Below are 20,214 nucleotides of genomic sequence, written 5' to 3'. Positions count from 1 at the left end.
AGACCCGAGCCGGAGGCTTCGGGGATCGGCAGGTCGTCCTCTCATGAAGGGAAGTGAGGCATCGTCATTTCGCCTTTGTAGCGTGAGGCCAGTGCGCGCCATAGCGACCGAATGTCCATCGCGCACCGTCGTCCGGACCACCGCCTCCGGGTCTTTCAGGGTCTCAGCCACGACGCCGACTCGGAACTCGATCTGCTCCATGCGTTCCCCCGCCTCCACCTCCCCGGCCCCGCGAGGTTCGCGCGGCCTCACCGCAAGCTCCCCGGAAGCGGGACCGCGGCGGCCCGAGCGCCCATGCACCAACGGTCACCCGCGGCCCCGCGGCACGGCGAAGGTCAGCAGCCGGTGTCCGCGCGGGCGCTGATACAGCACAGGTCCGACGTCTCGGTCGTCGCGCCGCAGTGGTACTCCTCGGAGTTCATCATCGGGGCGAGGTCTCCGTGGTCATGCCCCACGGCCGAGACCATCAGGGTTTCGAAATCCAGGCCGAGAAGCTCGGCGACCTCGTTGTCCTGAAGCGTTGCGCTCGTCATGTTCGACTCCTCTCGACTACTACCGGGCGCCCGTGAGCGGCCCGCCCGGGTCCAGGCAATCCGGACTCGGAACATCGTCAGCCGCGGCCTGTCCCGGTCACCAGAGGTGGCTGTCCCCATGGCCTCCCGGGACAGCGGTGGCCGTTCCCGTCCTCCTGCGATCGCCGACTCCCGCATCGACAGGCTGGTCGGGGGTGCTTCACCCCCGACCGTCGTCAGAAGTGCAGGACTCCGAGGTCGCGGACGGTCTGGGCGAGGGCCCGGATGAGGTCGTTCTCGGCGTCCCTGCGCCACACCAGGGCGTAGGGAATCGTCCCCATGTCGGGGACGGGGATGAAGCGGACGTGGGACATGGACCAGTAGCGGGTGACGTGGGACGGGAAGGGGTGGACGATCTCGCCGGTGCTGACGAGGTGGATCAGCTCGTCGGCGTTGGTGACCTCCTCGATGCGTTCGATCGGCTTCCCCTGGGCCGTGTGGAACGACAGGTAGGCGTCTTCCCAGTAGTCGGGCATGTCGGGTGGCATGGCATGGGCGAAGTCGGCCAGGGCCTCGAACGGGATCGAGTGGCGTTCGGCGAGTTCGTGGCCGGCGGCGACGGCCAGGACGCGAGGGTCACGGAAGAGGACCGGGCCGACGGTGAGGTCAGGCTCGTCCACCGGCAGCCAGGCGAGGAAGACGTCCATGTCACCCTCGCGCAGCCGGGCGAACGGGTCGACGTACGGCGCCCGGCGCAGCTGTAGTTCCCACTGGGGATGACGGGAGCGGAAGGCCTCCCAGTAGCGGTACATGTCGGGCACGTTGAACGGCAGCATGCCGACGCGCAGGCGTGCGGTCTTGCCGCGGGCGGTCATCCGGGCGCGTTCGAGGCTGCCGCGCAGGTTCGCGTAGACCGGCCGCAGGTCGGCACGTAGCTGCTGGCCGAGCGGGGTCAGGCGGATCTGGCGGCGGTTGGAGCGGTCGAACAGCAGGCCGCCGAGTTGCCGCTCCTGGCGTCCGATCACCTGACTGACGCGCGCCTGCGTGAGGTGCAACCGGGCAGCAGCTCTGCCGAAGTGCAGTTCCTCGGCCAGCGTCAGGAAGATCTCGATGTCGCGTAGTTCCACGTGCTTCCGACCCCCGTCATAAGCCTGAGTTATCGGATCCTACTGATCTTCGATGTTGATGGGCACGGCGGGAAGCTGAAAGATCGGCAGCAGACCGGAAGAGCCGCTCGGTGATCTGTGAGCGGTGCCGTGCCCGTACCGGTGACACCGCACCGACCAGCGGACCGCCTGCGGCCGCCGGAGCGTGCCGGACGGGAGACAAGCCGTTGTCCCAGGGCGTCAGCACGCCCACGAACCCAGGAAGGAAGGAAGGAGACCTCTCCATGAAGCCGCTCGGCGCCGGCGTCACCGCTCCACAGGAGGAGGTGCGCGCCGTTGTCAGGCTCGTCGCCGAGGTCGAGCACGCCCAGCAGAATCGCCGTCCTGCTGGGTTCGCGTTTCCTCGTCGGCATCAGCATCGGCGGATTCTGGGCGCTCGCCGCAGGCCTCACCGTGCGGCTGGTACCGGAGCGGTCCACCCCCCGGGCCGTCTCGGTCGTCTTCGGCGGCGCGACGGCCGCCGACGTCCTGGGCGTACCGGCCGGAACGCTGATCGGCGGGCTCGCGGACTGGCGGACGGCGTTCGTGGCCGTGGGCGCGCTGGGCCTCCTCGTGCCGGTGGCCCTGCTCCCCGGCGGCTACTGGACCGACCTCTACACCGCCATGCGCAACACGAGCCCCATGGAGGCGTACGCGCCGCTGCGGGAGGAGTTGGCCAAGCAGTTCGCCGAAGGCTCGGTCGACAGCGACCCGAGGCTCGCCGCGGCCGCGCTGCTCAAGCTGGTCGACAGCGACGAGCCGCCGCTGCGCCTGCTCCTGGGGAGCACGGTCTACGACCTCGCGTTCGACATCGCCCGCGCCCGCATGGGCACCTGGGCGGCATGGGAGCACGTCAGCCGCGCCGCGGAACACGCGATTCCCGCTCCCGCCACCGCGGTCGAGGAGTCGGGGACCGGCGCTCAGCGGGAAACGCGGTGACCCGACGGCCCGGAGGCCCCGGCCGAACCGGGCCTTGCGGGCCACCCAGGGCACCCGGCCGTCGGCACGGGACGGCATGTGCACCGTCGGGGAAGGCCGGCCACCCGGCCGGGCCCGGACGGGAAATAGTAGACCGATCGTTCCACTCCCAAGGGATTGCGGCATGTCGTTCCGTACCACGGCCGAGGTCATCCACTGCTTCAACCGCGCCTTCATCGACCATGACGCCTCCACGCTCGCCGAGCTGATCGCCGACGACTGCGTGATGGAGGCGAAGGAGCCGGCCCCCGACGGGGCCCGCTATGAAGGCCGCACCGAGTGCCTGGAGTTCTGCCGGGCACTCGCCGAGGACCGCACGATCCAGTTCGAGCCGGAGGCCGTCGTCATCACCGGTGAACGGGCAACGGTCCGCTGGCGGTACCACTTCGGCGACGGACCCACCGACTCGGTCCGCGGCGTGAGCCTCACGCTGGTACGGGACGGGTTGATCGTCGAGTCCCTCGGCTACAGCAAGACCACGGGCCACGCCCCGCCGGCCGAGGCCGGAATCCACGGAAAGCAAGGGAAATCCTGAAATGCGTGTGTTGTTGGTGGCGTACGGGTCGCGCGGGGACGTCGAGCCGATGCTCGGGCTCGGGGCGGAACTGCGGGCACTCGGCGCGGAGGTGCAGATGTGCGCCCCGCCGGACTTCGCCGAGCTGCTGGACGGTGCCGGCATCCCACTGGTGCCGCTCGGCCAGTCGCTGCGCGCGATGGCGACCAGGGCGGTGACCGGGACGGGGAAGCCGCTGCCGGCGGAGAGCCTGTCCGAGCGTGCGGCCCGGATGATCGCCGCGACGTACGACTCGGTCGCCGCGGTGGCCGAGGGATGCGACGTCGTGGTGGCGACCGGCTTGATCCCGGCCGCGGCCGCCGCGCGGGCGGTGGCCGATGAGCTGGGCGTCCCCTACGTGTTCGTCGCCTACTTCCCGACCTACCTGCCGTCGCCGCACCACCCGCCACTCGCGTGGCCGGGCCGGCCGCTCCCGCCGGAGGTGACCGACAACCGGGTGCTGTGGGACCTGAACACCGAGCACATGAACGCGCTGTTCGGCGAGGCGGTCAACACCCACCGGGCCGCGATCGGTCTGCCCCCGGTGCAGAACGTCCGCGACCACGTCTTCACCGACCGCCCCTGGCTGGCAGCCGACCCGGCCCTGAGCCCGTGGCCGCAGCCGGTCGACCTCGACGTGGTGCAGACCGGCGCGTGGATCCGGCCGGACGAACGCCCGCTCCCGGCCGCTCTGGAGGCGTTCCTGGACGCCGGCGAACCCCCGGTGTACGTGGGCTTCGGCAGCATGCCCGTCCGCGACGCGCAGAACGTCACCCGCGCGGCCGTCGAGGCGGTCCGCGCGCAGGGCCGCCGCGTCCTCCTCTCCCGCGGCTGGGCCGACCTGGCCCTGACCGACGACCGGGACGACTGCTTCGCCGTCGGCGAGGTCAACCAGCAGGTGCTGTTCACCCGGGTGGCCGCCGTCGTGCACCACGGCGGCGCGGGCACCACGACGACGGCTGCCCGGGCCGGCGCGCCCCAGGTGGTGGCAGCCCAGATGGCGGACCAGCCTTACTGGGCCGGCCGGGTGGCCGAGCTGGGCATCGGCGCGGCGCACGACGGTCCGACCCTGACCCACGAGTCCCTGTCGACCGCACTCAAGGCGGCCCTGACCCCCGGGACCCGCGCACGAGCGGCCGCCGTGGCCGCCACGATCCGCACCGACGGGGCGACGGCGGCCGCGAAGCTGCTGCTCGACACGGCCGGCCGGGGAAGGCAGCACCCGCACCCTGCACTCGGGGAGAGGGTGTGAAGACGAAGGACCACAGGGTGCCCGGCGAGCGGAACCTGATCGCCGGGATGCTGGTGGACGCGGTGGGCACCGGCATGTACGTGCCGTTCAGCCTGGTCTTCTTCCAGCGGATCACCGGACTGCCACTGCCGACGATCGGCACCGTCCTGACCGTCGCCGGGCTGCTGGCGATGGGTGCCATGCCGGTCGGCGGCTGGGCCGTCGACCGGTTCGGTGCCCGGCGGGTGCGGCTGGCCCTCTACCTGGTGCGCGGCCTCGGCTTCCTGGCCTTCCCGCTCGGCACCACCCTGCCGGTCTTCGCCCTGGTCGCCACCCTCACCGCGGCCGGCGCCCAGGCGTTCCCCGCGACCCAGCAGGCCCTGATCGGTGAGCTCGCCCAGGGCGAGCACCGGGACCGGCTGATGGCACTCGCCCGGAGCGTGAACAACGCCGGCCTCGGCGCCGGCGGCCTGCTCGCCGCCGGATTGGTCCAACTCGGCGGTGACCGCGGCTTCCTGGCGGTCGCCTGGCTGAACGCGGCCACCTTCTTCGTCGCGGCACTGTTCGCGCTGCGGATCAGGACCCCCCACCCGGTCCGCCCCGCGACCGGCCGGCAGCGGGCCGGCTACCGCGCCGTGCTGCGCGATCGCCCGTACGCCGGGCTCACCCTGGCCAACTTCCTGATCGCCCTGGGCTATTCGGCGCTCAGCGTGCTGCTGCCGGTGTACGCCGTGAGCCAGTTCGACCTGCCCGCCTCGGTGGCCGGGCCGCTGTTCGCGGTCAACACCGCGCTCTGCGCCTTCGCCGGCGTGCCGGTCGGCAGGCTCGGCCGGCGCTTCGCCCGGCGTACCCGGGTGGCCGCGGTCGGCGCCCTGGTCTTCGCCACCGCGTTCCTCGGCTACGCCCTGCTGGGCGGCATGCCCCGCCAGGGCGTGATGGCCGGCCTGGTCGGGCTTCTGGTCCTCTACACGATCGGCGAACTGGTGCACAGCCCGAGCGCGGGCGCACTCTCAGTGAGCGCCGCTCCCGCCGAGGCCCGCGGCCGCTACCTGGCCACCTACCAGCTGTCCTGGGCGCTGTCCCAGACCCTGGCGCCGTCACTGTTCACCGGGCTGCTGGCGGTCGACGGCCGGCTGCCCTGGCTGGTGCTGGCGGCGAGCTCGACGGCGGGGGCCGTCATGCTGCTCACCCTGGAGCGGCGACTGCCGGCCGAGGCGGTGTACACCACGGTGGTCGGGGCCGTGCCGCCCGCACGCGGCGAGACCGCCGAGCCGAGGGAGCTCAGCCGGGGCCGTGCCGGCTAGTACTCAGCAGCGTTTTGCTATCCGGCTGGTCAGACTCGGTCAGCCGGATCACCAGAAAACAGGAACGGCACATCGGCGCCGCGCTGTTCGACCGCACCATCCGCACTGTGCGCCCGACCAGCGTCGAACGCCGGCTGCGCGACGACCTGCAGCCGGTCCATGCGGGCCTGCACGAATCCCTGGAACGCGCCCGGCTGGCCGCCCGCGGTGTCACCGGCGGCTCCGTCGGCATGATGCCGCTCAACGTCGTCGACATGCGCCCTGTTGGAAGGCCTTCCGAAACGTGCACGCCCACCCGACCCTGGGCGGTCATCGCCCCGGGAGCACGTGCGCCGACACGACCGGGGTGATGCGCCGATACCAGCCCACGTAGCGGCGGACCTCGAGGTCTCCAGAGAACCGTAGGCGGGGTGGAGCGGTCGGACGCTGACCACCCGGGGTCTGTACCGCATGTGGACTCACCGACACCGGCGGCAGGCAGCCGGACTTCGCCGCACACGGTCCGCGTCACCGGAAGCCGCATACGGTCGCCTCGGCGAGGACCCCTGACCTCCCCCCGTCGGGCCGGCGTGCACGACCGTTGGACCGATGACATCGTCAGCCACGCTCACTGGAGAAGGGGACAGCGCCGATGACCGACGCGGTCCGGGCAAACGCCGCCGATCGGCGGCCCGCCGGTCTCAGCGGCCGGCAGCACGAACGGGAAGTGCTCGACGGGCTCTTGAGGGGAGTCTGGGAGAGCCGGGGCGGGGCCGTGGTGCTCCTCGGCGAGGCAGGGGCGGGCAAGACGGCGTTGCTCGACCGGTGTGCCTCCGCGGCGACAGGCGGAGCCCGGCTGTTGCGGTGTACGGGTGTCCAGTCGGAGGCTTCGCTGCCGTACGCCGGTCTGCAGGTGCTCTTCCGGGGAACCCTCGACCGGGTCAGGAGCCTGCCGGAGCGTCAGTTGACGGCGCTTCGTGGGGCGATCGCGCCGGACGAGGTGCCCGTCGGGGACCGCTTCCTGGTCGGGGCCGCGACACTGGGCCTGCTCGACGAGCTGGCCGAGGAACGTCCGGTCGTGGTCCTGGTGGACGACGCGCACTGGCTGGACCTGGAGACCTTGGATGCTCTGCTGTTCGCGGCCCGCCGGCTCGGCAGGGCTCGGGTGGCCATGGTGGTCGCAGCGCATGAGGATGCGGCGGCCTTCGACGGTGCGCAGGGCCTGCCGATGCTGCATCTGGGGCCGCTGACCGACGAGGAGGGGGCGGCGCTGCTGGCGGGCCGGGCGCCCGATCTGCATGCCGCCGTGAGCAGCCGCATCCTCGGGCTCGCGCAGGGTAATCCGCTGGCCATGGTGGAGCTCGTGGGGGCTCTGACGGCGGCCCAGCGGGACGGGAGCGAGCCGCTGGACGCACGGGAGATCGCCGTGTTGCCGGCCTCGTGGCGGGTGCGGCGGATCTTCGACGAGCGGATTCGAGCGCTGCCCGCGCCGACCCGTCTGCTGCTGACGGTCGCCGCGGCGGACGACACCGGCGACGTGGCACTGCTGGTGGCGGCGGGGGAACGGGTGGGCGCGGCCGCCGGCGATCTCGGGCTGGCGGAGGCGGCGGACCTGGTGAGAGTGTCCGGACGCCGGCTGGTGTTCCGGCATCCGCTGGCGCGTGCCGCCGCATATCAGGGTGCGGTGTTGGTCGAGCGGACGGCCGCGCACCGGGCGCTCGCCGAAGCGGCGCCGGCCGCCGGCGACATGGGCCGCCGGGCCTGGCATCTGGCCGCGGCGACCGTCGGCTACGACGAGGAGGTCGCCGCCGAACTGGAGCGCAGCGCCGAGGCGTTCCGCTCGCGGGGCGGCCGGGCGGCGGTCGCCGCCGCCTATCGGCGGGCCGCACGGCTGACCGAGGACCAGGAAGCCCGGTCGCTGCGGCTGGCCGCCGCGGCCGCCGCCGCAGCCGAGGCAGGACAGGCGGAGCTCGCGGGGATGCTCGCCGACGAGGCGGGGCCGGTGAGCAGTCCGCCGGCGGTCGCCCGACTTGCCAGCGTCCGGGCGACGCTCGAACACGAGCAGGGCCGCGCGGAGTCGGCGCGGCTGCTGCTCGTCGAGGCCACTTCCGAGGTGACGGCGCACCGTCCCGCCATGGGGGCGTGGCTGCTGTTCGAGTCCGCAGCGATGGCCTGGGGCGCGCCGGACCCGGTCGCGGCGGCCCGGGACACCCGCGCGCGGGTGGCCGGTCTGGACTTCGGTGAGCATCCCGTGCACCGGGGCGCGGCCGGGATTCTCGACATGCTGGCGGGTGATCTGGTGGACGGGGCGGCGGCGGTACGGGAGTTCGCCGAGTACGTCGTGCGGACCCGGCATGAGCGCAGCCTGACCGATCAGGTGCGACTGCACGGCTGGGACATGCTGCTCGGCGAGTACCGCACGGTGCACGACGAGGCCGTGGCCCTGGAGCGGGAGTGCCGGGCGGAGGGTGCCGTCGGGGTGCTGCCGCGGGTGCTGCTGCGACTGGCGCGGCTGCGGCTGTTCCTGGGCCGGCACCGGGACGCGTACACGACGGCGGTCGAGGGTCTGGAGATCGCCTGCGACACCGGTCAGCGCCATCTCGCCACGATGCTCAGCGGCGTCCTGGCGGTGCTGGCAGCGCTCGACGGGAAGGAGCCGGGCGTCACGGAGGTGCCGGAAGGAACTGACGGGCCAGGCGGCGGGGACCTGCTTGGCGGCGGCCGGGGTTCCGCCGGACGGCCGGAACAGGACCTGTGCTCCGATGTCGCACCGACCCCGTTCTGGCTGACCAGGGCGCAAGGCCTGCTCGACCTCGGGCTCGGCCGCTACGATCGGGCGCTGCAACGCTTCGCCGCCCTGACCGGGGGCCCACACCGGCACCTCATGGTCTCCGTACACAGCCTGCCTGACCAGGTGGAGGCCGCCGTGCGGATCGAGCGGGCCGCCGATGCCGGGCCGGCCGCCGAGAGTTTCGCGCGCTGGGCCGGGGCCACCGGAACCGCCTGGGCGGGGGCGGTGGACCTGCGCTGTCGCGCCCTGCTCACCGCCGACGACGCGGGGGCGGAGGAGTTCTACGAGCGGGCGCTCGCCGCCCACGAGGGGGACGGCCGCCCCTTCGAGGAGGCGCGCACCAGGCTGGTGTACGGGGAGTGGCTGCGCCGGGCGAAGCGCCGGGCCGACGCCCGAGAGGCGCTCACCGTGGCACTGGAGTCGTTCGAGCGGATGCCTGCCGCCGCGTGGGCGAACCGGGCCCGCACGGAATTGCGGGCCGTCGGTGTCGCCCCAGCCGCGTCGGCGGCGGGCGCGGATCTCGTGACCCGGCTGACCGCGCAGGAGCTGCGGGTGGTTCGCCTCGCGGCAACTGGCCTGAGCAACCGGGACATCGGCGCGCGCCTGTTCCTGAGCCCGCGCACGGTCGGCTACCACCTGTCCAACGCCTACCCGAAGCTCGGCGTGACGTCGCGGGCCGCCCTGGGAGCGCTCAACCTGGGCTGACCTCCGCCCGGTCCCGCCACCCCCGTCACTTCCTCGCCCCCATCACCTGGTCGACCGGTCAGCCCGTCAGCCCCGTCACGTGTGAACGCCGGTACGCACCCCGGTCGTTCGACGGATCCGCGGGTGCGGGTGCGGTTCCTACGGTTCTCCTGTTCGACGTCCGCTTGGGAGGGTTCATGAAGGTTCTGGTACTCGGTGCCACCGGTTACATCGGCTCCGCGGTGGTGTCCCGCCTGACGCTGGAGGGCCACGACGTGGTGCCCCTGGTGAAGAACGCGGCCGCGCTGCATCCGGACGTGCCGGTGCGGGTCGGCGATCTGACCGATCCGGCGTCGCTGCGCGCGGCGGTGACGGACGACGTGGACGCGGTGGTGAACCTGGCCACGCCGACCGGCGACGAGGCGGTGGACACCGCCGCCCTGGAGGCGCTGCTCGCACCGCTGCGCGGCACGAGCCGGGCGTTCGTCTACACCAGTGGCGTGTGGGTGCTCGGCGCCACCGGGGACGCCCCGCTGACCGAGGACGCCGGTACCGACCCGATCGCGATCGTCGGCTACCGGCCGCGGATCGAGCGGCGGGTGCTGGCCGCCGCCGGGGACGGCGTGCGGGCCGTGGTGATACGCCCGGGCATCGTGTACGGCCGGAACGGCGGCATTCCCGCCCTGATGACCGGGTGGGCCCGGGAGCACGGCACGGGCCGCTACGTGGGCCCGGTCGCGACCCGCTGGCCGATGGTCCACATCGACGACCTCGCCGAGCTGTACGTCCTCGCGCTCACCAAGGGCCACTCCGGTGACCTCCTGCACGGCGTGGCGTGGGAGTCGGTCCCGGCGGCCGCGGTCGCGGCGGCCGCCGACGTCGCTGCGGGTGGCACCGGCCGGGCCGAACCGTGGCCGCTCGCGGATGCCGCCGAGGTGCTCGGCGCGCCGTTCGCCGAGGCGCTCGCGCTCGACCAGGTGGTGTCGGGACAGCGCGCCGTCGAGGAACTGGGCTGGCGGCCGAGCCGCCCCTACGTCCTCACCGAACTCGCCGGAGGCAGCCGTGGCTGACACCGCCGTCATGGCACCTCCGATCTGCCGCACCTGCGGCACCCAGTACGCCGCCGCGCGTCCGGACTGTCCGGTCTGCCTGGACGAACGACAGTACGTGGGCCGGAACGGCCAGCAGTGGACGACGCTGGCAGGCTTGCGAGAGGAAGGCCACAGCGGCCTCTTCGCGGAGCAGGGGCCCGATGTGCTCGGCGTCGGGGTCACCCCGGAGTTCGCCATCGGCCAGCGGGCCCTGCTGCTGCGCACCGCCGCCGGGAACGTGCTGTGGGACTGCGTGCCATACCTCGACGACACGATGGTGCGCGCCGTCGAGGAGCTCGGCGGCATCGACCACATCGCGATCAGCCACCCGCACTTCTACTCCTCGATGGTGGAGTGGGCGCACGCCTTCGACGCGCCGGTCCATCTGCACGACGCCGACCGGCAGTGGGTGGGCCGGCCGGACCCGGCCGTGCGCTTCTGGAGCGGGCGCACACTCCACCTCACCGACGAGGTGACCTTGATCAACCCGGGCGTGCACTTCCCGGGCAGCGCGGTGCTGCACTGGAGCGCGGGTGACGGGGCGCTGTTCACCGGCGACGTCGTCAACGTCTGCCCGGACAGCCGCTGGGTGACCCTCATGCACAGCTACGCCAACCACATCCCGGAGCGCCCGCAGGCGGTCCGCGCGGCGGCGGACCTGCTCGCCGGCTACCGTTTCGAGCGGATCTACGGCGCCTGGTGGGACCGGGTCGTCACCTGCCACGGCAACGAGGTTCTGGCCCGGTCCGTCGAACGCTATCTCCGCTTCGAAGAGGGCACAGTCCCGGGCGACTGACACATCCACCGCACAGCGGCGTCCGTCATCACGACGCACGGCCATGCGGGGAGTTCCGCGAACCGCTGCCGGCCTTCGGCAAGCCGTGTCGGTGGCAGTGGCCGCCGGTGAACGTGCGGACCTCGGCGCCCAGTCGGGCGTGGGCCGAGTAGTCGACCACCTCGTCGGCGCCGAGGCCGCGCAGCCGCGCGGCCTCGGCGGGACTGAGGGTCGTGGCGACCACGCGCGCGCCGAGGGCCTTGGCGAACTGGAGCGCGAAGACGGAGACGCCGCCGGAGCCCTGCGCGACGACGGTGTCGCCGGGCTTGGGGCCCGCTCCGTCGCCGGTGAGCGCGTGCCACGCCGTGACCGCTACGCTCGGCAGGGTCGCCGTTTCCTCGTACGACAGGTGGCCGGAATGGCTACCAGCGAGTCCATGTCGAGCAGCACGAACACCATGAGTTCGCGGAAGCTCAGGGACGTCGCGTGTTACCGCCACCAGGGCCTGGCCGGGACCGGGCACGGGCGTGTCGTGCTCGCGTACGGCAAGGCCGGACAGCCCGGCACCACTGTGCGACAGGTGGTGACTCAGAATCTGGGAGGGCCCTTCTCATGACGTCGGTGGTACACGGGTGGGGGAGATGCGGGTGCGCCGGAGCCGGGGTCGGCTCCGGCGGTTCAGTGCCGCTTCACGCGTCGTCGGACTCGCTGGCCAGCGGGACCTCGCCGGCCGTCTTGCTGAAGCCGAGGGCCTCCACGATCCGGCCGTCCGTCACGCGCATGACGTTGACGCCCTGCACCCACTGGCCGGGGCCGTCCCCGAAGCGATAGGTCCACACGATCGTCGCGCGGTCGCCCGCCACGATCACCTCCTGCGGGGTGAACTGCGAGGCGTGGTCCTCGACGAGGGCCGTCCACCATTGCGTACAGGCTTCGCGCCCGACGACCCGCTCCCCGCGCGGCGCGGGCTGGACACTCTCCATGACGCAGCCCTCGGCGATCAGGTCGGCCAGGAGGCAGGCCTCGCGGTCGGTGAACGCGCGGTTGAAACGGTCGATGACTTCGGCGGTGCTGCGTACGGACATGACGCCTCCTCGAACGAGATAGACCAGTCGATCTACCGGCCCATGGAGATATAGATAGACCGATTGATCTACCACGTCAAGTGCTGGCACAATCACGCCATGACCGCTTCCGACAAGCCGGGTCCCCGCGAACGCCTGCTGCTCGCCGCCCAGGAGCTGACCTACACGCACGGTGTCGGCGTCGGCGTGGACGCCCTGCTCAAGGCGGCCGGCGTCGCACGTCGTTCCCTGTACGAGCACTTCGGCGGCAAGGACGGCCTGATCGCGGAGGTGCTGCGCCGCAGCACCTCCGAGGACGTGGCGGCGTATCGCGCCACCATGGACGCCGCGGGGGACGACCCCCGGACCCGGCTCCTCGCGGTCGTCGACCGGCTCGGCCGCATCGCCGCGGGCCCGGACTTCCACGGCTGCCGCTACCTCGCGGCCGACCTCGCGCTCACCGACCGGGAGCATCCCGGCCACGAGGTCACGCGAGCCTACCGGCGCACCCTCCACGGGCTGTTCACGGACGAGTTCGCCGCTCTCGGACACGCGCGCCCCGGCTTCGCCGCCGACCAACTGCTCATCCTCGTCGACGGGCTTCTCGCCACCGGCGCGGCCCGCCCCGAAGACCGGCCGCCGGCCACCGCGGCCCGCGCACTCGCCGAGCACATCGTCGATGCCGGGCTCCCCCAGCCACTGCGGCGACGGACGCCCCGCGTGGGGCCCCGTGAGGACGGAACGGAGGACCCGACTGTGAGGTGATCTTGCCGGAAGGCGCGGTCGCCACTGGGGGATGCGTTGGGTGAGCGGCTCAGCTTCGGGATTCTCGGTCCACTCCTGGTCGCCACGGGGCAGCTCCCGGTGGGGGGTACGGGCAGCGGACGGTGCTTGCCCTGCTGCCTCTGAGCCCCGGGAGGGTCATGTCGGTGGACACCCTGGGGCACGCCGCGTGGAGCGGTCGCCCTCCGGCCACCGCGCGTACCCAGATCGTCCAAGCGAGCAGCCCTCGGTGCGGCTTCTCGTCGAACCGGCGCTCATGCGGCGCAGGGTCCTCGCCGTCCGTCTCCATCAGCTGCCGCAGGTACGACGCCAGGGCCGTCGGCCCGCCGCCGCTGTATCCGACGCTGTAGCCGCCGTGTCGCCCTTCCGGGAGGATCGCAAGCACTCCCGCAGCGGTCCTGATCCAGAAGTTCGTGGCCTCGTCAATGACGAACGAGGCGAAGGAGTCCGTCGGGCCGCGGATCTGCGGGGGCGAGAGGCCGATACGTCCAGTGCTCGATGGGTATTCGCGACCTTCTCGCCGTGCCCTGGCAGCGAATGCCTGAAGCAGCTTTCCCAGCCAACTTCGGAGCGGAACGAGAACGATGCCGACCGGAGCCTGCGGCCCGACCCACACCTCGACGCGGTCGGCTAGGCCCAATGCCGGTGACTCAAGGCAAGACCGCGGACTCCGGGCCTTCCACAGACTGCTCCCTGTCGGTCGGCGTTGCACCAGAACGCAGTCAACCGTGGGAGGGCTGCCGGCCCAAGGGGGTGTCGACCCCTTCTCCGTCCGGCCGGATGGCCACCATGCCGGCGGCTCGGCCCGTCGCCCGGTGACCATCGCGTCCCTGCCCAGTAGCCACCTTTTTGTGCGTACTGGGCAGCGACGTGCGGTGCGACAAGACTGGTGCCCACGGACGAAGGGAGATGACAGCAGGTCAGGAGGCCGACGGTTCGGCCTGTCCGGCCTGCTCGACCCTCATGCGGTCGAGGCGCTCGTGGCCCAGGTCGGAGACCGGGCCGAGGGCGTCGGAGAGCCTGCGGCCGAAGTCGGTCAGGGAGTAGACCGTCTTCAGCGGAAGGACGTCGTGCACCTCGCGGTGCACCAGGCCGTCGGACTCCATCTCGCGCAGGGCCTGGGTGAGGACCTTCTCACTGAGGCCGGGCAGCCGTCGGCGGATTTCGGCGGGGCGCTGCGGGCCAGCCTCCAGTAGCCAGAGCAGGGACGTCTTCCACTTGCCGTCGATCACGGCGATCGCGGCGGTCACCCCGCACACGTTCGGGTTCACGGCCTGACTGCGCGTCATCTCTCTCCCCGGGCTCGTCGTTGTCCACCACCATGCCTACAGGAGATGAAGTATGCCCACCAACCACACCCAGCCCACCGTCACCGTGCTCGGCCTCGGGCCGATGGGGCGCGCCCTGGCCGGCGCCTTCGTGGACGCCGGCGTCCGCACCACAGTCTGGAACCGCACCCCGGGCCGGGACGCCGCGCTGGTCGCCCGGGGCGCGGTGAGCGCGAGCACCGCAGAGGAGGCCGTGGCGGCGAGCGAGCTGACCGTCATCTGCGTGGTGAACTACGACGCCTCGGACGCCGTGCTGCACCGCGAGGAGGTCGAGGCCGCGCTCAAGGGCCGCACGGTGGTCAACCTGACCGCCGACTCGCCGGACCGGGCCCGGTCCACGGCCGCCTGGGCGGCGGAGCACGGCGTCGAGTACCTGGACGGCGCCATCATGACGCCGGCCCCGAGCATCGGCACGCCGGAGGCGGTCTTCATCCACAGCGGGCCGGCCGACCTCTACGAGCGGTACGCGCCGGTGCTGGCAATGCTCGGCGGCACCCACACCCACCTCGGCGAGGAGATCGGCCGGGCGGCCGGCTTCGACATCGCACTGCTGGACATCTTTTGGACGGCGATGGCCGGGTACGTGCACGCGCTGGCCCTGGCCAAGGCGGAGGGGATCAGCGGGCGGGAGCTGGCGCCGTTCGCCCAGGGGATCGGTGCGATCCTGCCCCCGCTGATCGCGGAGTTCGCCGAGGACTTCGACAGCGGCAGCTACTCGGGCGCGATCAACCCGCTCACCTCGGCGGTCTCCACCATGGCCCACGTCGTGCACACCGCGGAGTCGCACGGCATCGAGTCCGGGGTGATGCGCGCGGCCGAGGGTCTGGTCCGCCGGACCATCGCCCTCGGCCACGGCGAGGACGGGGTGAGCCGTCTCGCCGAGGTGCTGGGCCGACGCTGAACCCCGGCACACCCGCGCGAACAAGGGGCCCTTCGCCAGCGGCTGCGGTCCCCGGCTGATCCCTGGCAAGGTCGCAAAAAGGCGGCGCCACGGCCGTCGACCAATCAGAAGAAGGCCGTTGGCCTGGGATTTCTCCCGGCCAACGGCCTTCCGACATCACTGTCGGACGACAGGATGTGAATCTGCTGCCCTTGACCCCCGGTCAAGATGTTCAACTATTTGTCGGCAGCCGAGGGCCTCAGGGCTCGGCTTTTTGTTGCCCAGTTGCTCGTAAATCAAAGGAAGTTAACGAATTCTGTGGAGATCGCTGGCCGGCAGGATTCGAACCCGCTCGATGCCCAGTCGAGTTCAAGTTCGTACATAGATGCCCGCTATCGCCCACGGGCGCTCATGGGCGCTCACCAGGCACGGTCCCAAACTGGTCCCCAGGGCCCCGGACCGGCCTTGGTCACCGCGAGTGACGGCAATCTGTCGACCCTTCAGAAGAGCCCGTCTGCAGGCCGCCGTGCATCGCCGCTGACCGGCCCGGGTGGCCTGGGCCGGTCAAGGGCCCCGGCTGCACCACTCGGGTCGGCCCGCCAGCGGCAGCATTTCGACGGCCGATAATTGGCTGGTCAACCTGGTCGTCCGGAGGGGCGACCGACTTCCGCCAGGGGGCCGCAGGTGAGTCTTTCCCCCACAGCCCCCCGCCCCCACTCACCGCACGTCAGCCGGCCTGACGCGCTGAGCTACCGGCACTGGCTGGCGAGGTTTGCGGTGGCCAGCAGGACGGCCAGCAGCGGACCGGTGCCCGCGACCATGGCCAGCAGCCCGTGGCGCAGGGCCTCCCACGCGCTGTCCCCGGCCTGTCGGCTGATCCAGCCCACCACCACACCCGTGAGGAGTCCGGCGAGGGCCACGAGCAGTGCCCACGGCAGAAACGTGAGGGCGAGGCTCGCGAGGGTGGGTGCGGTGCAGCCGGCCGCGGCCGCGAGAACGTCGGTGTGAACGTCGTACAGCATGGTTCTCCCCCGATCGGGTCGAGTCGGTCGACGCCGGGCGGCGTCCCTGCGAATGAACCGCGATCCGCCGACCCGCGGGGGAATTCAGAGCGGTTACGGGCGCGAACCCGCAGGTCAGGGGCCTGGATTTTCGGGTTCAGCTGAATTCAGCGAGAGAGCGGCGCAGCGGTTCACCTGCCGGGAAGCCAGCGGGTGCGGTAGAAAACGACCGTTCGGTGCGGTCACAAGGGCGGGAGACGGGACGGATGACGGGATCCACCTTCGGGGAGGTCACCTTCGGGTCCGTCCTGGACTCCCTGGTAGCAGAACTCCCGCGCAGGGCGACGAAGGCGGCCGGACGCAGGCCCACCTACAAGGCCCTGGCCGAACAGCTCGGCGTGACGGAGACGGCGTTCTCGCAATGGCGGTCCGGCGTCAACGTCCCGGTGCCGAGCAGGGTCGAGGAGTTCCTCGGCCGCTACATGAAGGCCGAACTGATCGCCTTCACGACCTGGACTGCGCTCCACCGGGACGAGGCCCGCCGGCTGTTCAATCAGCTGCGCGACCTCAGCGCCGACCGGCACGTACCGGGGAACAAGTCCTACCGGCGGCTGGTCGAGCTCAGCGAGGACGCGTACGGGGACGCCTCGACAGTCACGGTCGTGGGCAGGTCCGACGGGAAAGTGCGCCTGGACGACCTCTACGTCCGGCGCGCCGCCGAGCAACCGATCCTGGAGCGCACCGCCACGGGGCGGCCGGCCCAGGCCCAGCTCGTCGTCGGCGATCCGGGCTCGGGGAAGACCTCGCTGCTCTGGTCCCTGTACAGGACGCTCGCGAAACAGGACCTCACCGACCCGCTGTTCGTACGGGCCAGCTACCTCCTGGACTCGCTCGCGCAACCGGCCGGCCCGACCGCGGTGGACGCCGCCATGCTCACGGCGGCCGCCACCTGCTCGCGCAAGCGCGGGCGGCACCCCGTCGTCCTCGTGGACACCCTGGACCTGCTCATCGCCCATCCCAGGGGCACCGAGGCGGCCCGCGGGCTCCTCGACGCGATGGACACGCTCGGGGTGCCGGTGGTGCTGACCTGCCGTCCGGAGGAGGCCGTCGAGCTGCAGTTCCCCCCGACGCCCGATCCCGCCGAGGGCCCCGAAACCCCGGCCCCACCCGCCTCGACGACCGGGTTCCGGCGGACCCAGGTCATGCTCGGCCCGTACACCGACGCCGAACGCGCCGACGCCGTGAGCCGCCACGCGGCCGCCTTCTGCCCTGACTCCCAGTACGGTGGCGGCGCCGCCGCACAGCTCGCACAGGAGATCCTCAACGCCGTCTACCAGGGACTGCCGGTCAAGGAGGTCTGCAGCAACCCCCTCTACCTGAGGCTGCTGTTCGAGGTGTACGCCCCCCACGAGCCGCTCAAGCAGATCGACGCCGCCGGGCTGTTCGACTTCGTGCGCATCAAGCGGATCCTGCGTGACGAACGCCCCGGTGACCAGGTCCGCGGTGAGCGCGCGGACTGGAACCTCACGGCGACCGCACAGGCCCTGGCCCGCTACATGCTCGCCGCGAACACCATCGAGTACCGTGCCCGCGAGGCGGGCAACGCCCTCGAACGGCTGATGCCGCACGTGTCACGGGCCCGGATCGACGCCGAACTGGCCGAACTGCGCCGCCGCGGACTGCTGACCGACGCCCCGGCCGGCGGCCTGCGGTTCTTCCACCAGACCTTCTTCGAGTACATGGCCGCCGAATACCTGCGCGACGCCGACCGCAGCCACGACCTGGTCGACCGGATGCTCGCCCACCCCGGCGACCTCGTCCTGGCCGCCGTCGCCGGCCAGCTGATCCCCCGCGCCGACCGCGGCACCGACAGCGCGCTGCTCCTTCCGCTGCTCGCCGACAACGTCCTCGCCGAACGCGCCCTGGAGTGGTACGCCGACATGCACGATCCCGGCGCCGCTGACTGCGACGCCGCCCGGGCCGCCCTGCGGTCCGCGTCCGAGCAGAGCCTCAAACGGTTCGTCGAACGCCTGCCCGGCCACGTCCATCCCCACGCCGAGAGGTGGGTGAAGGACCTGGAGAACCTGTGGCCGCTCACCGAACACCGCCCGGCGCTGCGCCGCACCGTGTTCGCCGCGGTGGGCCGGCTGGCCAGCCAGCACCCGGGCGAGGCCGTCGACTTCTGCACCGCGCAGCGCCTCGCCTGGTGGACCGAGGCCGGCCCCCGGCGCATCAAGCCGCACAAGGTCGAATGGCTCGCCCTGTTCGCCGCGCTCTTCCCCCACGATCCCGGCCCCGCCCTCACCTGGCTCGCCCAGGGCTGCCGCGTCCTGGCGGGCGTCGGTGCCTACGCACTGTGCGCCGACGCGATCGACCAGATCGAGCACAGCGTGCGCCGCACGGAGCCGGAGTCCCGGCACAGGCCGCTGCGCCGCATGGCGCTGCCGGTCGCCGAGGCCCTGCTCGACGAACGCCCCGCCAAGGCCCCGCGCGACATCGACCTCTTCGAACGGGCCGTCGGGCAGCTGTGGTACCGCGCGCAGGAGGCGACCGAGGACGAGAGGGCCGCGCTCTTCGCCGAACTCCTCGCCGAGGCGGTGGAGAAGGGCGTCCGGGGTACCGCCCGCGCACGCCTGCACGGCGCGGGCCTCCTCGCGGCCGGACTGTCCCCGGTCCCGGCCCGGCAGGCCGTCGACCGGCTGATGACGCTGCGCAAGCCGGATGTACAGACCGCCGTCCGCACCCACATCGTCACCCCGGTCCTCCTCGGCGATCCGAGCTCCTTCCGTGAGGCGCTCGACGCCTCGTGCCGGGAGGCGCTCGCCACGCTTCCCTCCCCGGTCAAGGACCGCGACGGCAGTCTGATCACGGGGCCGTGGATCGCCGCAGCCGTGAGGGACGCCATCGGCGCGGGTCTCGGCGCCGACCGCCTGGCACGGCTGCTGCCGGACGACGACGACACGGAGAGGTGGTTGGCGCCCGGCGGGATGATCGCGTTGCTCGGCCCGGCGACCGCGATCGGCCATCGCCCGGCGCTCAGCGCGCTCAAGCAATGGGCCGGTTCCTCCGCCGCCGACCGCGAGAAGGCGGGCTGGGCGCTCGACCGGATCCACACCGCCCTGCTCACCCACCTCACCGACACCACCCTGGGCCAGTTGCTCGACGACGCCCTCGATAAGGCCGACCTGGCCCGGGCCACCAAGGTCGTCGACGCGGCGGGCGCGGCCGGCCTGGCCCCGCCCGCCCTCGCCGAGTTCCGTCTCGCGAAGGCCGCGGGCCTCGACACCTCCCCGCGGATCCAGCTGTGGCAGGCCCTGGTCACGCACTGGAACGGAAGCCCGCCCCAGCCCGACCACCTCGCCGACGCACTCGCCGAGCAGTCCGGCACCTACACCGTGCTGCTGCTGCTCACCGAAGCCTGCGCGGACCACCGCGACTGGGAGTGGAGGAGGCTCGCCCGGCTGAGGGAGCGGCTGGCCGCGGACACGGAGACCCGGCCTGAGCGCAAGCCCGGCTCCCCCTCGCCGCACCGCGCGCTCGCCACCCTCGTCGCCCGCCGAGACCCCCTCGCCGCCCGCGAGCAGGCGCGTACCGCGCTGAAGACCGTGCTCGACCTCGCGCTCCCCGCCGGTCCCGCGCTGCGCCACGTCGACGCCGACTCCTCCCGCCTGGTCGCGGAACTCCTCGGCCGGCTGGCCACCACCGACCCCGACGTAGCGGCCGAGGGTCTGACCACCGCCGCTCAGCGCCTCGGTGCCCAGCCGAACGGCCTGGCGGAGAGCTTTGCCGTCTTCACCAAGGCCACCATCGGTACCGTCCTCGGCCAGCTGGGCACGGTGCCGCGACGGCGCCTGGCGATTGCGCTCGCGCGAACCGAACCGGCCCTCGGCAGAGCCGCGATGGACGCCATCTCCATGCTGGCCACGCCGACCGCCGAGCCGCCCGCCTGGTACCAGGAGCTCGCTCGCGACACCTCGGTGGCGCAACAGGTCCGGTCCGTCGTCACCTCCAACCTCCACCGTTACGCGCGAACCCGCTGCGCGGGTCCCTGGCCCGAACTCCTTGGCACCAACACCACCATCCGATGACGGGCGCTTCCTCTCACCCGCTGGGCC

At 72.3% G+C, this 20,214-nt stretch carries 17 protein-coding genes; 10 read left to right on the top strand and 7 right to left on the bottom strand.

Features of this window, described 5'->3' with window-relative positions; all coding sequences use genetic code 11:
• Positions 1-335: 335 nt before the first annotated feature.
• Together ACZ3YO_RS32895 and ACZ3YO_RS32890 are read right to left on the bottom strand one after the other, a co-directional pair.
• Positions 336-533, bottom strand: coding sequence for a hypothetical protein (locus ACZ3YO_RS32895; protein WP_465576737.1), 198 nt, complete (start codon positions 531-533; stop codon positions 336-338).
• Between the two features lie 215 nt (positions 534-748).
• Positions 749-1,639 carry a LysR family transcriptional regulator gene (locus ACZ3YO_RS32890; RefSeq protein WP_465576734.1) on the bottom strand — a complete coding sequence of 297 codons (891 nt, stop codon included), beginning with the start codon at positions 1,637-1,639 and terminating at the stop codon, positions 749-751.
• 315 nt (positions 1,640-1,954) lie between these two features.
• Between ACZ3YO_RS32890 and ACZ3YO_RS32885 the strand changes: the two genes are divergently transcribed.
• From ACZ3YO_RS32885 to ACZ3YO_RS32870, 4 genes are all read left to right on the top strand, one after another.
• A complete protein-coding gene (locus tag ACZ3YO_RS32885; RefSeq protein ID WP_465576731.1) occupies positions 1,955-2,596 on the top strand; it encodes an MFS transporter in 642 nt (213 codons plus the stop codon).
• A 163-nt stretch (positions 2,597-2,759) separates the two neighbouring features.
• Complete coding sequence (locus tag ACZ3YO_RS32880) at positions 2,760-3,170, top strand: nuclear transport factor 2 family protein (protein ID WP_465576728.1); 411 nt, start codon at positions 2,760-2,762, stop codon at positions 3,168-3,170.
• Position 3,171: 1 nt separating this feature from the next.
• Complete coding sequence (locus ACZ3YO_RS32875) at positions 3,172-4,440, top strand: glycosyltransferase (RefSeq protein WP_465576725.1); 1,269 nt, start codon at positions 3,172-3,174, stop codon at positions 4,438-4,440.
• Positions 4,437-5,723, top strand: a complete 1,287-nt coding sequence (locus tag ACZ3YO_RS32870; protein ID WP_465576722.1) for an MFS transporter — start codon at positions 4,437-4,439, stop codon at positions 5,721-5,723. The genes ACZ3YO_RS32875 and ACZ3YO_RS32870 overlap by 4 nt, the downstream gene beginning before the upstream one ends.
• A gap of 29 nt (positions 5,724-5,752) precedes the next feature.
• On the opposite strand, the gene ACZ3YO_RS32865 is transcribed toward ACZ3YO_RS32870, so the two are convergent.
• Positions 5,753-5,884: a hypothetical protein gene (locus ACZ3YO_RS32865; protein WP_465576720.1), complete on the bottom strand. Its 132-nt coding sequence runs from the start codon at positions 5,882-5,884 to the stop codon at positions 5,753-5,755.
• Between the two features lie 470 nt (positions 5,885-6,354).
• Between ACZ3YO_RS32865 and ACZ3YO_RS32860 the strand changes: the two genes are divergently transcribed.
• The 3 genes from ACZ3YO_RS32860 (at position 6,355) to ACZ3YO_RS32850 (ending at position 11,064) form a co-directional block, all read left to right on the top strand.
• The gene (locus tag ACZ3YO_RS32860) at positions 6,355-9,198 is read left to right on the top strand and encodes a helix-turn-helix transcriptional regulator (RefSeq protein WP_465576717.1); all 2,844 of its coding nucleotides are present in this window, start codon (positions 6,355-6,357) and stop codon (positions 9,196-9,198) included.
• Between the two features lie 176 nt (positions 9,199-9,374).
• Positions 9,375-10,247, top strand: a complete 873-nt coding sequence (locus ACZ3YO_RS32855; protein ID WP_465576714.1) for an NAD-dependent epimerase/dehydratase family protein — start codon at positions 9,375-9,377, stop codon at positions 10,245-10,247.
• Positions 10,240-11,064, top strand: a complete 825-nt coding sequence (locus ACZ3YO_RS32850; protein WP_465576711.1) for an MBL fold metallo-hydrolase — start codon at positions 10,240-10,242, stop codon at positions 11,062-11,064. Before ACZ3YO_RS32855 ends, ACZ3YO_RS32850 begins: the two co-directional genes overlap by 8 nt.
• Before the next feature lie 28 nt (positions 11,065-11,092).
• On the opposite strand, the gene ACZ3YO_RS32845 is transcribed toward ACZ3YO_RS32850, so the two are convergent.
• Positions 11,093-11,566: a zinc-binding dehydrogenase gene (locus tag ACZ3YO_RS32845; RefSeq protein ID WP_465576708.1), complete on the bottom strand. Its 474-nt coding sequence runs from the start codon at positions 11,564-11,566 to the stop codon at positions 11,093-11,095.
• 166 nt (positions 11,567-11,732) lie between these two features.
• The gene (locus ACZ3YO_RS32840) at positions 11,733-12,128 is read right to left on the bottom strand and encodes a nuclear transport factor 2 family protein (protein ID WP_465576705.1); all 396 of its coding nucleotides are present in this window, start codon (positions 12,126-12,128) and stop codon (positions 11,733-11,735) included.
• Positions 12,129-12,227: 99 nt separating this feature from the next.
• Between ACZ3YO_RS32840 and ACZ3YO_RS32835 the strand changes: the two genes are divergently transcribed.
• Entirely contained in the window at positions 12,228-12,872 is a 645-nt protein-coding gene (locus ACZ3YO_RS32835) for a TetR/AcrR family transcriptional regulator (protein ID WP_465576702.1), read from the top strand.
• Between the two features lie 938 nt (positions 12,873-13,810).
• On the opposite strand, the gene ACZ3YO_RS32830 is transcribed toward ACZ3YO_RS32835, so the two are convergent.
• The gene (locus ACZ3YO_RS32830; RefSeq protein ID WP_465576699.1) at positions 13,811-14,179 is read right to left on the bottom strand and encodes a winged helix-turn-helix transcriptional regulator; all 369 of its coding nucleotides are present in this window, start codon (positions 14,177-14,179) and stop codon (positions 13,811-13,813) included.
• 52 nt (positions 14,180-14,231) lie between these two features.
• Between ACZ3YO_RS32830 and ACZ3YO_RS32825 the strand changes: the two genes are divergently transcribed.
• A complete protein-coding gene (locus ACZ3YO_RS32825) occupies positions 14,232-15,119 on the top strand; it encodes an NAD(P)-dependent oxidoreductase (protein ID WP_465576696.1) in 888 nt (295 codons plus the stop codon).
• 728 nt (positions 15,120-15,847) lie between these two features.
• Here ACZ3YO_RS32825 and ACZ3YO_RS32820 read toward each other — a convergent pair.
• Positions 15,848-16,120, bottom strand: a complete 273-nt coding sequence (locus tag ACZ3YO_RS32820; protein WP_465576694.1) for a hypothetical protein — start codon at positions 16,118-16,120, stop codon at positions 15,848-15,850.
• 245 nt (positions 16,121-16,365) lie between these two features.
• Here ACZ3YO_RS32820 and ACZ3YO_RS32815 point away from each other — a divergent pair, with 245 nt between their 5' ends.
• The gene (locus tag ACZ3YO_RS32815; protein WP_465576691.1) at positions 16,366-20,187 is read left to right on the top strand and encodes an NACHT domain-containing protein; all 3,822 of its coding nucleotides are present in this window, start codon (positions 16,366-16,368) and stop codon (positions 20,185-20,187) included.
• Positions 20,188-20,214 lie beyond the last annotated feature (27 nt).

It is taken from the genome of Kitasatospora sp. NPDC022785 (assembly GCF_055561295.1).
This window is presented reverse-complemented; position numbering and strand designations above follow the sequence as displayed.

Excerpts from the sequence above, each read along its gene's own strand:
- ACZ3YO_RS32895 (WP_465576737.1), bottom strand. The coding sequence starts at position 533 with ATGACGAGCGCAACGCTTCAGGACAACGAGGTCGCCGAGCTTCTCGGC.
- ACZ3YO_RS32880 (WP_465576728.1), top strand. The coding sequence starts at position 2,760 with ATGTCGTTCCGTACCACGGCCGAGGTCATCCACTGCTTCAACCGCGCC.
- ACZ3YO_RS32875 (WP_465576725.1), top strand. The coding sequence starts at position 3,172 with ATGCGTGTGTTGTTGGTGGCGTACGGGTCGCGCGGGGACGTCGAGCCG.
- ACZ3YO_RS32865 (WP_465576720.1), bottom strand. The coding sequence starts at position 5,884 with ATGGACCGGCTGCAGGTCGTCGCGCAGCCGGCGTTCGACGCTGGTCGG.
- ACZ3YO_RS32860 (WP_465576717.1), top strand. The coding sequence starts at position 6,355 with ATGACCGACGCGGTCCGGGCAAACGCCGCCGATCGGCGGCCCGCCGGT.
- ACZ3YO_RS32855 (WP_465576714.1), top strand. The coding sequence starts at position 9,375 with ATGAAGGTTCTGGTACTCGGTGCCACCGGTTACATCGGCTCCGCGGTG.
- ACZ3YO_RS32840 (WP_465576705.1), bottom strand. The coding sequence starts at position 12,128 with ATGTCCGTACGCAGCACCGCCGAAGTCATCGACCGTTTCAACCGCGCG.
- ACZ3YO_RS32835 (WP_465576702.1), top strand. The coding sequence starts at position 12,228 with ATGACCGCTTCCGACAAGCCGGGTCCCCGCGAACGCCTGCTGCTCGCC.
- ACZ3YO_RS32830 (WP_465576699.1), bottom strand. The coding sequence starts at position 14,179 with ATGACGCGCAGTCAGGCCGTGAACCCGAACGTGTGCGGGGTGACCGCC.
- ACZ3YO_RS32825 (WP_465576696.1), top strand. The coding sequence starts at position 14,232 with ATGCCCACCAACCACACCCAGCCCACCGTCACCGTGCTCGGCCTCGGG.
- ACZ3YO_RS32820 (WP_465576694.1), bottom strand. The coding sequence starts at position 16,120 with ATGCTGTACGACGTTCACACCGACGTTCTCGCGGCCGCGGCCGGCTGC.
- ACZ3YO_RS32815 (WP_465576691.1), top strand. The coding sequence starts at position 16,366 with ATGACGGGATCCACCTTCGGGGAGGTCACCTTCGGGTCCGTCCTGGAC.